A 12,875-nucleotide genomic window follows, 5' to 3' on the forward strand; every position below is an offset into this window, starting at 1 on the left:
CAACGCTGGGCGCTACGGGGTTCCGGTCTTGCAACAGCGTGCGAAGGACGCTGTTTATCCGTTCATATATCGCTTTGCCAGTTCAACCATATCACGATCCTTTTTCGTCTGGATCGGATGGAACACGCGTGAAAGAAGTTTCAGCGTTGTCAGGCTTGGCTTCAGATACGGTGAAAGGGTTGGGAGTTGGATGTTCATGATGATGTCCCTTTCCGTTTGTTGATTGGTTCATGGGGTTCGACCCCATTTTTAGTTTCACACGGCGGAGAGGAAGTGCGGTAGATCAATCCGCCGGTGTGATTGCCTATTTCTCCGGGAGAATCGTGTTGATCTCTGGGCAGGAAAGCGGCTTAAAAATTACCATCTGTAGAAATCGACAATGATCGCCACTTGTTGAGTTCCGCGTGAGCGGAATCCAGCTTTGTCCCGATGCCCTGCACCGCATCCGAACCGGCAGCATAACGCAGTGGCGGTTCATCAACCGAGGCCAGTTCAATCAACGCCGCACCGAGTTTTGCCGGATCACCCGCCTGCTGATAGCTGTAGCCATCATAGGTTGTGCGTATTTCACGCGACGCATCGGCGTAATCCTCAATGGCCTTGGCACCATAGCGTACAGAGCTGCCGTCGAGAAAATTCGTGCGGAAGAATCCGGGCTCAACCAGGGTAACGTGGATACCGAAGCCGGAGACTTCCATGGCCAGAGATTCCGAAAAACCTTCAACTGCGAACTTTGTCGAACAGTAGATCGATGCACCGGCGAAGCCGACCATGCCGCCTATGGACGAAAGATTGAAAATCCGGCCCGACCGCTGCAAGCGCATGACCGGCAGCACGGCGCGGGTTACATGGAACAGGCCAAAAACATTGGTGGCAAACTGCTCTTCAATTTCGCCGGCATCGTTCTCTTCAAAAAGACCGAGCAGGCCGTATCCGGCATTGTTGACCAGAACATCAATGCGACCAAACCGCGAGACTGCCGTATCGACCGCCGCTTCTGCCTGAGCCTGATTGGTGACATCAAGTTCCACAACCAGAAGATTGCTGTCGAGACCCTCAAATGCCTTCTTGACCTGCTCGCGGTTGCGTCCAGTTGCAACCACATTGTCACCAGCGGCTAAAGCCGCCTTGGCGATCTCGGTGCCGATGCCACGTCCGGCACCCGTAATAAACCATGTCTTGCTCATCGTGCATTCCCTTGTCGTGATGAATTCGTGCCGCTCTTTCGGGCCGCAACGCAAAATAGGACAGGGGCGGGAAAGGACGTAGACCGTAACTCCTCAACGATTGCACAATCCTCCGGAAGTAACGGCGACTGGCTGTGATACAGCAATGCACCTCCCGCTGGACGCAGCGGGAGGTGCATTGAGTTTAAATGGCCGGGCTCAAGCGGCTTTATCCCAGACCGGAGCAAGGCCATTCGGGCTGACAATCCGGCCATTGGGGACGGCCAAAGCGTGGATGGCAGCCATGTCTTCGGCGCTGAGTGCGAAGTCGAAGATTGCCAGATTTTCCGCAACACGGGCTTCGCCGACAGTTTTCGACAAGGCAATCACGCCCTCCTGCTGCACCATCCAGCGCAAAACGATCTGGGCAACCGACCTGCCGTTACGGGCAGCAATGTCCTTGAGCGTAGCATCCGTGAACACGGCACCATCGGCCATGGCATAATAACCCGTAATCGACATGCCAGCTTGACGGGCGGCATTCAGAACCGGCGCCTGATTGAGATAAGGATGATACTCGACCTGATTGGTCACCAGCGGCGCATCGCTCAAGGCAATGGCTTCGGCCATCAGCGCTGTGCTGAAATTGCTGACGCCGATATGGCGGACCTTGCCTGCTTTGTGCACCTCGTTGAGCGCGCCGACCTGTTCGGCCAGCGGCACGGCATTGTTCGGCCAATGCAGCAGAAGCAGATCGACATGATCCGTCTTCAGCTTCTTCAGACTTTCATCGACGGAGGCAATGAATGCATCGTGCCTGTACTTGTCGACCCAGACCTTGGTTGTCAGGAACACATCATTACGGGCAATCCCGGAACCGGCGATCGCTTCGCCCACTTCGGCTTCGTTGCCATAAATCTGCGCCGTATCGATGTGGCGGAAGCCAAGCTTCAGCGCGTGCGGCACGATGCGCAGCACATCCTTGCCCGGCATGCGGAACGTTCCGAAACCCAAAGTGGGAATAGAGGCCCCATTGGCTTTTACATCATGCATTGTCTTCTCCTATTTCAGCTGCCGCACGGGGAGGCGGCCTGCATCTCGACGGGTGCTCACTTTGGCACCGTCGTTAACGGTATATGGTGCAAAGCTATTCCTGTTATAACACAGTAAAATGCGCTAATATTTGTGAATTGAATTCACGATGAAACGGGGACCTTCCATGAATAACCGGGCGGGCGAAATGGAAGTTTTTGTCGAGGCTGTCGAGCGCGGCAGTTTTACCGCCGCCGGCGAGCGACTCAACCTCTCGCCTTCCGCCGTGAGCAAGCTGATTACCCGGATCGAGGAACGGCTCGGCACGCGCCTTCTGGTGCGCTCGACCCGCGCATTGCAACTGACCCCCGAAGGCGAGGCCTACCACCAGCGCGCTGTCCGCATTATTGCCGAGATCGAGGAAACCGAGCGGCTGATGACATCCGGTGGCGCCGCTGTTCCGCGCGGTCTGCTGCGGGTCAATTCGGCTGTGGGATTCGGCACCCGCTATATCGTGCCGCTGATCCCAGCGTTTCTCGAACGCTATCCCGACATCGAGCTTGATCTTTATCTCGCTGACGGTGTCATCGACATTATCGAGGAGCGCGCCGACGTTGCCATCCGCACCGGCCCGATGCGCGATTCAGGGCTGAAAGCCCGCAAGCTTGGCGAGAGCCGCCGGGTAGTGGTGGCTTCGCCCGGCTATCTCGCCCGGCACGGCACACCGCAGACACCGGATGATCTGGCACAGCACAATTGCCTGACCTTCAATTTTCGCCGCAGCATGGATGAATGGGCTTTCCGCTATCCCGGCGAGGAACGTATTCACGCGCTGGCGGTGAAGGGCAACTTCAAAGCCAATAACGGCTCGAGTGTGCGGCAACTGGCAATTGCCGGACTGGGCCTGGCTCGCGTCGGCCAGTTCCACGTGCAGAAAGATATCGACGCGGGCATACTCGTTCCGGTGCTGGAAGACTATAACCCCGAAGATATTGAGTTCATCCATGCGGTCTTCGCCGGGCATGAACATCTCGCCGCGCGCATCCGGGCCTTCATCGATTTTCTCGTGGAGAACAATCCGGCCGATATTGCGGGGAAACCCGTTTAAATTGCAATTTTCTTGGCTCAGGCACCCATCTTATCCGGCCCCGGGTCACCACCGGGAGCTGCGATGGACAGTCTGCGCAGATAATGGCTCCAGCCCTTTTCGTGCTCAGCACGTTCCTGCGCGTCGGGCAAGCCACTGTGAGTGAAGCGCACCAGCGTGCCGCCATCCTTCTCCACCAGATCGATCTCTACGAGAGTTGATCCTGGCGGCACATTCTCCCGCTCTTCCCAGCCGAAACTGTAAGCCAGCCGGTGGACCGGTATAACTTCGGTGAACTGGCCACGGACAGTGTTCCTGTCATTGAGGCTGAGGAGATAGATGCCACCGGCATGCGGCTCGATTGTTGCCTTCGTTCCCATCCAGCGCAGAATCTTGTCCGGATCCGTGAGGAAGGCAAAGACGGTTGCCTGCGGGGCCGCTATCTCGATCTCACTGTGAAGCGTCTCGGTCATCTGCAATCTCCCCCAACAGGACGCGATATCATTCCAGCACTGGCGCAATGTAAGCCAATCCGGATTTCGTGCAAGAAACAAAATCTCATGACAGGCGCTTGAAATCACTGCATGATAACAGCCATGCAACTGCCGTCAGCTCTTTCCTTCCTGGTCGACAAGGCGATCGACGTAGCGGACGGCGAAGCCTTCCTGACGGAGCTCGCCGCTCGGCTCGTTGCCGATGGAATACCGCTGGCTGGCGCTGCACTCACTCAAGCTGCGCCACACCCGATCATCGGACGGCGCACATGGTTGTGGCGCGCCGATACGGGAGATGTGATTGAGGCGTTGAACCTCACCGGGCCGGTCGCTTCAGGCCCGAGCCATATCGCTCGTGACTGGCTGGCCGGCATCGGTAGCGGTATCGTGCAGGAAGATTTCGCCGGTGCCACGTCTGACGGCGCCATCCTTGGCTGGGTTGCAAGCCGGCCATTGCACGAATCTGAAACAACCTTGCTGCGCGAGGTTGCACGCTTTGCCGCCGCGCCGCTCGCATTGCTGGCTGCACGTTCGACATTGGCCGCGCTACTGACCGCCTATCTTGGCCGCCGCAGTGCGGCACAGGTGCTGGCCGGACGCCTGCGGCGTGAGGCCGGGGAGACGATTGAGGCGGCTCTGCTTTTTGCCGACCTTCGCGGCTTTACCGATCTCTCGGAATCGGCGGAAGCAAAGGAGGTGATTGCCGCGCTTGATGCCTGGTTCGACCGTATCGCCGGTGCCGTCCACGCCTTTGGCGGCGAGGTGTTAAAATTTATTGGCGACGGGGTTCTGGCGATCTTCCCCATTGGAGAACGTGACGCCTCCGCCGCGTGCGATGCGGCACTGCGTGCGGTCGCGGCAGCACGTGCCGGGATGGATCACCTTAATCGCACGCGTGCCGCGCAAGGAGCGCCGATATTGTCATTCGGCACGGCGCTGCATCTTGGCGAGATGCTGTGGGGCAACATTGGTACTGCCGACAGGCTGGATTTTACCGCCATCGGTCCAGCCGTGAATCTGGTGAGCCGTCTGGAGGGCCTGTGTCGCCCACTCGGCCACACGCTTCTGCTTTCCGGCACCTTCGCGGCGGCAACCACGACGCCGCTATTGATTCCGCTCGGCGAGCACAGCCTGCGCGGGATCGCCGCTCCGTGCGCGGTTTTTACGGTACCGCCTATTGACAGGGTCCCGCCGCAATAATGGTTCAGCCATCCGTCTTATCGACATCTTCACCGTTCCAGTAGCCCAGCGGGGTGACCCGTCCGTCGATGCTGAAAACTTTTGGCGGCTGTTTGTCGTTTCCGTTGACAACCTCGACGGCGATCCTCCCGCTGTCGGGATATTCAACCACATCCACGCGTGTCAGATTGGAAAAACGATATAACGCAGCTCCGCATCCGACGTATTAATGATCTGATGCGCGTCACCACCATCCGGCGCTCCGATACAATCGCCAGCACGGATGGGCAGGCGGCGCTCACCCATGCGCACTTCGCCTTGACCTTCCAGCACGAGAAAAAGCTCGTCACAGCCATGATGACGGTGAAACGGCCATGCGGTCTTTCCCGCAGGAACAACATGCAGTATCGCTCCAAGTCCATCCAGACCCAACAGCCTGCCGATCTCACCAAGGCCAACTTCGAAGCGTTTGCCCGTTTTGAGCTGACGCAAATTCAAATCGGCCAGATTAACAATCGCTTCCGTCATTTTACCCTCTTTCAAACGTGGCTATACCTTCAGCGGTGCGACAGAATATTGATCACATTGCCGAAGGGATCACGGACGTAGAAGCGCCGGACGCCCCATGGCTCATCGGTAATATCATAGGTGATCTCCAGCCCGGCTGACTTGGCGCGGGTGTAAATGACATCAACATCATCCACTTCAATGGAAACAACGGGAACGGGTGTGCCTGCACCGCCTTCGCTTGCCACGCTGATTTCGGGCTTGGAAGTTGCGCCGGAGGCAAAGGTCAGAATCCAGCCATGATCCATGACCAGCTTCAAATCGAGAAATTCCTCGTAGAACGCCTTGGCGCGTTCCGGATCTGATGCAGCAAGATTGGTTACGATGCGCCGGACAGCCATTGGTTCCTCCCGTCGGAATGCATGTTGAATTTCTAGCGGTCACCCGGCATCGGCGCAACCTTGGAACATTCAACTGATCTGGCTGACAAAGCGTTCGATCAGCCATGCGCCTGCCGGGCCGGGCGGCGTATGAGTTCGGAAAACCGCATGCAGGCCATACTCGCCTCGCGTCCATTCCGGAATAACAAGCCGCTTCAACCGGCCTGCGGCAAGATCGGCGCTGACCATCGGCTCCGGCATGTTGCCCCAGCCTATACCAGCCAGCAACAAAGCGTGTTTGGTGCCAAGATCAGCAAGCCGCCAGGATTTCATGCCGATGACGCCGAAATCCTGTCCTTCGGTCAGGGATGAGCGGTCTGTCAGTACAAGCTGTGTGTGGTTACGCGCTTCGCCGGGCAGGTTCGCCTTGCTGATCGCAAGGGGGTGGCTGGGTGCAGCGACCGGAACAAGTTCAACCCCGCCGACATTGATCCGTTCAATGCCCGAAACATTGACGAGCAGCGGACCGCTGATGCCGATATTGGCGACCCCCGAGTGAACAAGATGAACGATAGCGCCAAGTGCCTCTACATGCAGGCGCAGGGCCACCGTCGGGAATTTGCTTTCGAACGCGTGCAGAACATCGACCAGCCGCTCGGTCGGCAACATCACGTCGACCGCCAGTCCGATTTCACCTTCCAGCCCGTCGCTGAGCCCCTTCATCTTCGCCCGCAGGCTGTCGACGCTCAGCGCCACCCGCCGGGCATCCGACAGGGCGGCTTCACCGGCTGGTGTCAGCGTTGGCTTGCGCGTGCGCTCCCGGTCAAACAGTGGCATACCAAGCTGCAGTTCCAGATTGACGATGGCATAGCTGATTGCCGACGTCGCCCTTCCGAGCCGCCTGCCGGCTGCTGCAAAGCTTCCGGCTTCAACCACGGCAAGAAATACGTTGAGCTGATCCAGACTGGGTGTGCCGGGTTCCGACATTTCTAAATCCTTGAACGTTATCTTCAATACTTTACAGATTTTCATGCATGAAGCGAGAGCGTATTCTCCCATCAGATTGACAACAACCCTCTCCGTCCCCGGACGGGACAAAGGAAAATTTCGCATGACTAAAGTTCTCGTTCTTTATTATTCGAGCTATGGACACATCGAGACAATGGCGCAGGCTGTTGCCGAAGGCGCTCGCTCGACGGGTGCGACTGTTGATATCAAGCGCGTTCCCGAGACCGTGCCGGAAGAGGTTGCACGCGCATCCTACTTCAAGCTCGATCAGGCTGCTCCGGTCGCAACCATCAATGACCTGGCGAACTATGACGCGATCATCATCGGCACAGGCACACGGTTCGGCCGTCTTTCCTCGCAAATGGCAAGCTTTCTGGATCAGGCCGGTGGCCTCTGGCAGTCGGGAGCGCTCAACGGCAAGGTCGGCGGCGCTTTCACGTCAACTGCAACACAGCATGGCGGCCAGGAAACAACCCTGTTCACGCTGATCACCAACCTTCTGCATTTCGGTTTGATTGTTGTCGGCTTGCCCTACAGCTTTCAGGGCCAGATGAAGATCGATGAAATCACCGGCGGCAGCCCTTACGGTGCAACCACAATCACCGGCGGCGACGGTGCACGCCAGCCAAGCGAGAATGAATTGGCCGGTGCCCGTTTCCAGGGCGAACATATTGCCAAAACTGCCGCCAAGATTTTCGGCTGAGCAAAGAGGCTCCCATGACCAACTCAAATTCTTACATTGCGGCGGGTGGCCGTTTGCTTCTTGCCGTGATTTTCCTCCTGAGCGGTCTTGGCAAGATCGCTGCGCCGGAAGCCACGCAAGGCTACATCGCAGCCGTAGGACTTCCCCTGCCGCTGCTCGCCTATCTTGTCGCCATCGTCGTTGAAGTGGGCGGCGGCCTGCTGCTGGTGCTGGGTTACCAGACCCGTATCGTGTCGATTGTTCTTGCGGCCTTTACAGTCGTGACGGCACTCGCCTTCCACAGCAATCTGGCTGACCAGAACCAGATGATCCATTTCCTCAAGAACATTGCCATCGCTGGCGGTCTGCTTCAGGTTTTGGCTTTCGGTGCAGGCAGCTTGAGCCTCGATGCCCGCCGTGCATCTTCGCCAAAGACAGCCGAAGCTTTCTAACCATTAACAAAGACCGGATTTGCCGAGACGCAAATCCGGTCTTTGCTTTTACGACCTAATTGAGTTCGCTCAGAGCCTTCTGCCAGAGCTTGTTGCTCGATGCAGCAATCACCCTGCCATCGGACTGACAGGTCAAAGGATTGCCCTGCCAGTCGGAAATATACCCGCCGGCATTTTCAACGACCGGCACCAGTGCCATATAGTCGTAGGGCATCAGCGACGCCTCCACCACGAGATCGCAATGACCTGATGCCAGCAGCGCATATTGGTAACAATCGCCGCCGAAACGCCGTATTGCTGCCTGTTTGCTCAGACGGTTGTAGCGGGCCAAATCGTCGGTATTGCCGAAACCATCCGGCGACGATGTATAAATGCGCGCATCCTCAATCTCTTCACAACCGCTGACTTTGCAAATCCGGCCATTCTTCCGCGTTGTGCCATTGGCGCCAATCCAGCGCTCTGACAGCGCAGGCATTTCGATGATACCCAGCAAGGGTTCATCCCGCTCCACATAGGCAATCAGGGTGTCGAAAAGCGGCATGCCGGTGATGAAACTTTTTGTGCCATCAATAGGGTCGATTACCCACAGGCTGTCATTGCCGGCCCAGGCTCCCATTTCTTCGCCCAGAATGGAATGCTCCGGGAAATGAATGGTCACAAGGCGTCGCAGTTCCGCTTCGATACACTTGTCAACAACAGTAACCGGGCTATCGTCACCCTTGCGGTCATAGTCTGATATCTGGCGAAAATACCGGATCGCGTGTTTGCGCGCCGCATCGGCCATGGCATTGGCGACGGTGAAAATGTCGGGGGTGACCGATTTTTCAGGAGAAGCCATCGCACCTGTTGCGATCAAGACTTCGGGTGAAGACGCACCGGCAGCATCCTGCCAGCGAAGTTCGACATCGTCAGACAATTTTGAGATAATCCTTCCACCGGGGATCGCGCATATAGCTGCGGGCCCGCATATGTTTCCAGGCACCGTATTTATAAAAATCGAAATCGAGTGCCGACAATTCCCGTTGCACCATCGCCCATGTCGACCATTTGATATCGGCGAGCGCCTTGTGCACATAAAGACGCGCATACATCTGCGGATCGAACCGGCCGAAATATTCTTCGATGACATCGTTCTCGATGGCATTGGAGAAGAACATTTCACCGCACCAGATTCCAAGGTCGTAACAACGGTCATTGTTGGATGCATATTCGTAATCGATGAGCATGATGGTCTTGGCTTCATCGACCATGAAATTCCCGGGCATCGGATCATTGAAGCAGGGAACGAGATCGATACCCGAAGCTTCAAGCGCCGAACGCGCCATGCGGTACTGGCTGTGCAACCAGTCGAAATCCTCCGGAAACCGGCCATTCAGTGTCCGGGCCTGTTCGATATGCTCGTCGATCATGTCAAACACGGTTTTCGTCAACCCAAGCTGACCGGAATTATGAAACTGCCGGTAGACCCCGACAGCGGCTTTGCGGACAGCCGCGTCGCGAAAATCCTTGTTGGTGCAGGAACGCCGATTGGTAATGAAATCGGTGATCTCTATGCCCTTATGCGCCAGATAGGGATAACCTCTGGGGCCGATGCCGATCTCTTCGGCACGGCGGCTCGCTTCAAGCGCGGCGTTGCGGTCAATAAACATTTCGGTGCCTTGGCCGGGCATTTTCAGAAAATACGGTACGGCATGACCTTCAATCCTGATCTGCCAGTTGGTGTTGCTGATACCGCCAAGCACGGGGGAATAGGACAGCGCGCTGCCCCGCCACTCCACGATTTCCACGAGGACCGCTTCGAGCTCCTTCTCGGAGTCTGTTGCCGCCTGACCAAGTGATTTACTCTGCATGCCAGTCCTCCTACCGGATATCGGTCATAGCTTGCGCAGCATGGTTTCAAAGTAGGGATCCAGAATGCCCATCCGGCATCGAAGCAGCCGCCATTGTGCATATTTGAGATATTCAAGAGCGGTGCGCGGCGAGGTTGCGTCCATCAGAATGCCCCAGAGGCCCCACATCAGATCATCGGCAATGCCATAAAGTTTACAGCGATGCAGCGCCGCATCGCTGTAGGTGCCATCAAAAATTTCAATCGCGCCGCGTTTGGCATCATCGAACTGGAACGCTTCGTTGAGAAAAATGCCGATATCGTAATAGGGATCGGTGTCACAGGCCTGATCGAAATCGACCAGACGGATTTCGTCTTCTCCATTGATCATGATGTTGGAGGAAAGTCCGTCCGCATGGGCGGGTTTTTCATCGGTACCGGCGGCGTGGAGGGCAGCCTTTATCGTCTCCGCATTGTCCAGCAACCACCAGATATCACCTTCCGGCACAATGGCAGCGGCGGCGAGATCCGCCTCAAGCCGCGCAATGCCGTCAAAGACCGACCAGGATTTTCCAAGACGCGCCGTTGCGTGCAGCGCTTGCTTGGCCTTGATCACATTGGCGGTCACGCGCTCATTGCCGAAATCATTCATACGCGCGGTGCGCCATGATGCATCCAGAAGATCGAAGACATAGGCATGGTGTTCAGCAACAAAATGCCGGGGTTGCGGCGCTACACCAATCGCCGCCGCGTTCTTCGCAGCATTATAGGCGATAATGCCGGAGCTATAGGGCACAAAGTCCGGGTTGAGGACTTTGACAAAAAACTGTGGCTGTTTCGTACCCACTGCCACCATCCAGCAATCGCCATCCACGGCCCGGTGTAGCGGTGAAACAACCGGAGGAACCAGTCTTTCATAGGCGACAGACTGCCCCTGCCATTCAGGAACGGCAGCAATAACTGTCTCAAGCGCCAGTTCTTCTGAGCTCGCGGCTTCGCCGGTCTTTTTCATCTGCCGCCTCAGCCTTTCAGAACATTGCCGAGCATGCAGAAGTCCCAAAGCATGCTGGTGAGAATACGCGTACCGATCACCCGGTCTTCCGGTGTGGTGAATTCCGTGGGGTGGTGGATCACACCGCCAACGCTTGGAACCGCAATGACGATGGACGGGCACTTATCGGCCAGAGCCACACCATCGTGACCGCCGATTGTATCAAGATAGCGCGTCTCATAACCAAGGCTTGTTGCGGTTTGCGTGGCAAGGGTAACAAGACCTTCATCCATGCGACCCGCCTTGCGGTAATCCACGGAGCGCACTTCATAGCCAACGCCCGCACGCTGGGCACATGCTTCGATCCTGTCCTTGAATTCGGCCTCGGCACTTTCCAGAATTTCCGGCGAACCGGAGCGAAGCTCAATGAACAGCACAGCTTCGGCAGGCACCACATTGGGCGAATTCGGGAACACTTCGAGACGCCCCACCGATGTGTGCAGATCAAGCCCGCCCCGGTCGGCCATGGCTTTCAGCTCGGCAATCAGATAGGCGGCGGCAAGCACGGCATCCTGACGTTCGGCCATGGGCGTCGGGCCGGTGTGAGCCTGCTTGCCGAGAAATGCCAGCCGGTATTTCGTTGCACCCCAGTAACGCGTGAACGCCGCAAATTTGAGACCGGCCTTTTCCAGCTTGTCGGAGCCTTCAATGTGCAACTCGATATAGGCGTCGGGCAGGGCAGGGGCGCTCGTACCGGCATAACCAATATCGGACAGCGCATCGCGTACGGATATGTTGTCGCCATCAACCCGGTTTAGCGCGAAATCCAATGTCAGGGCGCCGGAATAAACCGAACTGCCGAGCAGGCTGGGCTGAAAGCGCGCGCCTTCTTCGTTGGTCCAGTTCACCACGGTCATATTGGCCTTGGGCGTCAGCTTGCCGCTCTCGACCGCTCGCTTGATGGTATCAACCGCGTTACAGGCGGCAACAACACCCAGCGCACCGTCAAAGCGGCCGCCATTGGGCTGGCTGTCGAGATGTGAGCCGGTCATGACAGTTGGTGCACCGGGTCCAGCCCAGTCAAGAATGCCGAACATATTGCCGATGCCATCCACTTCAAGGCGCAGGCCATGATCGCGCACCCAGGCAGCAAACCAGTCGCGGGCCTGCCCATCCTCTTTGGAGAGGGTGAGGCGGGTCATCGAACCGCCTTCGCCGCCGCCGATAACCGACAGTTCGTCCATCATCCGGTGAAGCTCCACTTCATCGATGGCGGGGACAGGAGCAGCCGCTTTACGGAACTCAAGCATAAATGACCTCAACATGCGCTTCTTTCAGTTTGTCTGCAAAATCCACCCGTGGTTGCGCATCTGTCACGAGCGTATCTATGTCCTGAAGTTCGAGAGTACGGATATTGGCTGAACGGCCGAACTTGTTGCTGTCAGCGAGCATGATGCAGCGGCGGGAATGCTTGCGCAATTCACGCCGCACTGCCGCTTCATCAGCGCCGTAATCCATGAAACCAAAGTTATAATCGACCGCTGCTATACTGACGAAGGCCACGTCGAACAAATGCCCTTTGATCGCTTCCAGCGTCGAGGATCCAAACAGCGCCCGATAGGAGGGATTAAGCTTGCCGCCTATAACCGTCACGCTGCCCGAATAGCTCTCGTCGAAAAGCTGCGCGATATCGAGCGAATTGGTAAAAATGTTCAACCGCTCGATCTTGAGGAGGTGGCGGGCAAATGCCAGCGTGGTCGAACCGGAATCGATAAAAATCTTGGTGTCGTTCTGCACCAGCCTGGCCGCAAGAACGGCGAGCCGCCCCTTTTCCCGCGCATTGATGCGCATGCGCTCGGCTGCGGGCTGATCGAGGCCGACAACCGGTTTCACACCGCCGCCATAAACACAGCGCAGGTGCCCCTCGCGCTCCAGAATCTTCAGGTCACGGCGGATGGTTTCACGGCTGACATCCAGCCGCTTGGAAATATCCTTGACCGCAACACGTCCATTCTTGGCCAGTTCGGCAAGAATAACCTGCACTCTCACGTCGGGAAGGGCCATTTGCT

At 57.1% G+C, this 12,875-nt stretch carries 17 protein-coding genes; 4 read left to right on the forward strand and 13 right to left on the reverse strand.

What is annotated here, in order from left to right; translation table 11 throughout:
• Positions 1-54 precede the first annotated feature (54 nt).
• From HB779_RS22350 to HB779_RS22360, 3 genes are all read right to left on the reverse strand, one after another.
• A complete protein-coding gene (locus HB779_RS22350; RefSeq protein ID WP_188346160.1) occupies positions 55-198 on the reverse strand; it encodes a hypothetical protein in 144 nt (47 codons plus the stop codon).
• A gap of 152 nt (positions 199-350) precedes the next feature.
• Positions 351-1,187, reverse strand: a complete 837-nt coding sequence (locus HB779_RS22355; RefSeq protein ID WP_188346161.1) for an oxidoreductase — start codon at positions 1,185-1,187, stop codon at positions 351-353.
• A 198-nt stretch (positions 1,188-1,385) separates the two neighbouring features.
• Positions 1,386-2,219, reverse strand: a complete 834-nt coding sequence (locus tag HB779_RS22360) for an aldo/keto reductase (protein WP_188346162.1) — start codon at positions 2,217-2,219, stop codon at positions 1,386-1,388.
• A gap of 166 nt (positions 2,220-2,385) precedes the next feature.
• Here HB779_RS22360 and HB779_RS22365 point away from each other — a divergent pair, with 166 nt between their 5' ends.
• A complete protein-coding gene (locus HB779_RS22365) occupies positions 2,386-3,306 on the forward strand; it encodes a LysR family transcriptional regulator (RefSeq protein ID WP_188346163.1) in 921 nt (306 codons plus the stop codon).
• Positions 3,307-3,323: 17 nt separating this feature from the next.
• Here the strand turns inward: HB779_RS22365 and HB779_RS22370 are convergent, their stop codons facing one another.
• Positions 3,324-3,758, reverse strand: a complete 435-nt coding sequence (locus tag HB779_RS22370; RefSeq protein WP_188346164.1) for an SRPBCC domain-containing protein — start codon at positions 3,756-3,758, stop codon at positions 3,324-3,326.
• 123 nt (positions 3,759-3,881) lie between these two features.
• Here HB779_RS22370 and HB779_RS22375 point away from each other — a divergent pair, with 123 nt between their 5' ends.
• Positions 3,882-4,979, forward strand: a complete 1,098-nt coding sequence (locus HB779_RS22375) for an adenylate/guanylate cyclase domain-containing protein (protein WP_188346165.1) — start codon at positions 3,882-3,884, stop codon at positions 4,977-4,979.
• A gap of 4 nt (positions 4,980-4,983) precedes the next feature.
• On the opposite strand, the gene HB779_RS22380 is transcribed toward HB779_RS22375, so the two are convergent.
• The 4 genes from HB779_RS22380 to HB779_RS22395 all read right to left on the reverse strand — a co-directional run bounded on the left by HB779_RS22380 (position 4,984) and on the right by HB779_RS22395 (position 6,832).
• Positions 4,984-5,130 (reverse strand): hypothetical protein, encoded by a 147-nt coding sequence (locus tag HB779_RS22380; protein ID WP_188346166.1) that lies wholly within the window; start codon positions 5,128-5,130, stop codon positions 4,984-4,986.
• Between the two features lie 11 nt (positions 5,131-5,141).
• The gene (locus HB779_RS22385) at positions 5,142-5,486 is read right to left on the reverse strand and encodes a cupin domain-containing protein (protein ID WP_188346167.1); all 345 of its coding nucleotides are present in this window, start codon (positions 5,484-5,486) and stop codon (positions 5,142-5,144) included.
• Positions 5,487-5,515: 29 nt separating this feature from the next.
• Complete coding sequence (locus HB779_RS22390; protein WP_188346168.1) at positions 5,516-5,866, reverse strand: VOC family protein; 351 nt, start codon at positions 5,864-5,866, stop codon at positions 5,516-5,518.
• A gap of 69 nt (positions 5,867-5,935) precedes the next feature.
• Positions 5,936-6,832, reverse strand: a complete 897-nt coding sequence (locus HB779_RS22395) for a LysR family transcriptional regulator (RefSeq protein ID WP_188346169.1) — start codon at positions 6,830-6,832, stop codon at positions 5,936-5,938.
• A gap of 124 nt (positions 6,833-6,956) precedes the next feature.
• Here HB779_RS22395 and wrbA point away from each other — a divergent pair, with 124 nt between their 5' ends.
• The gene (gene wrbA, locus HB779_RS22400) at positions 6,957-7,556 is read left to right on the forward strand and encodes an NAD(P)H:quinone oxidoreductase (RefSeq protein WP_188346170.1); all 600 of its coding nucleotides are present in this window, start codon (positions 6,957-6,959) and stop codon (positions 7,554-7,556) included.
• 14 nt (positions 7,557-7,570) lie between these two features.
• Complete coding sequence (locus HB779_RS22405) at positions 7,571-7,987, forward strand: DoxX family protein (protein WP_188346171.1); 417 nt, start codon at positions 7,571-7,573, stop codon at positions 7,985-7,987.
• A 55-nt stretch (positions 7,988-8,042) separates the two neighbouring features.
• Here HB779_RS22405 and HB779_RS22410 read toward each other — a convergent pair whose 3' ends face one another.
• From HB779_RS22410 to HB779_RS22430, 5 genes are all read right to left on the reverse strand, one after another.
• Positions 8,043-8,825, reverse strand: a complete 783-nt coding sequence (locus tag HB779_RS22410) for an inositol monophosphatase family protein (RefSeq protein WP_188346417.1) — start codon at positions 8,823-8,825, stop codon at positions 8,043-8,045.
• Positions 8,826-8,895: 70 nt separating this feature from the next.
• The gene (locus HB779_RS22415; protein ID WP_188346172.1) at positions 8,896-9,837 is read right to left on the reverse strand and encodes a choline/ethanolamine kinase family protein; all 942 of its coding nucleotides are present in this window, start codon (positions 9,835-9,837) and stop codon (positions 8,896-8,898) included.
• Between the two features lie 24 nt (positions 9,838-9,861).
• Positions 9,862-10,827, reverse strand: a complete 966-nt coding sequence (locus HB779_RS22420; protein WP_188346173.1) for a phosphotransferase family protein — start codon at positions 10,825-10,827, stop codon at positions 9,862-9,864.
• 8 nt (positions 10,828-10,835) lie between these two features.
• A complete protein-coding gene (locus HB779_RS22425) occupies positions 10,836-12,116 on the reverse strand; it encodes a Zn-dependent hydrolase (protein WP_188346174.1) in 1,281 nt (426 codons plus the stop codon).
• The gene (locus tag HB779_RS22430) at positions 12,109-12,870 is read right to left on the reverse strand and encodes a DeoR/GlpR family DNA-binding transcription regulator (protein WP_188346175.1); all 762 of its coding nucleotides are present in this window, start codon (positions 12,868-12,870) and stop codon (positions 12,109-12,111) included. Before HB779_RS22430 ends, HB779_RS22425 begins: the two co-directional genes overlap by 8 nt.
• Positions 12,871-12,875 lie beyond the last annotated feature (5 nt).

It is taken from the genome of Phyllobacterium sp. 628, assembly GCF_014189505.1.
Lineage (GTDB): Bacteria > Pseudomonadota > Alphaproteobacteria > Rhizobiales > Rhizobiaceae > Phyllobacterium.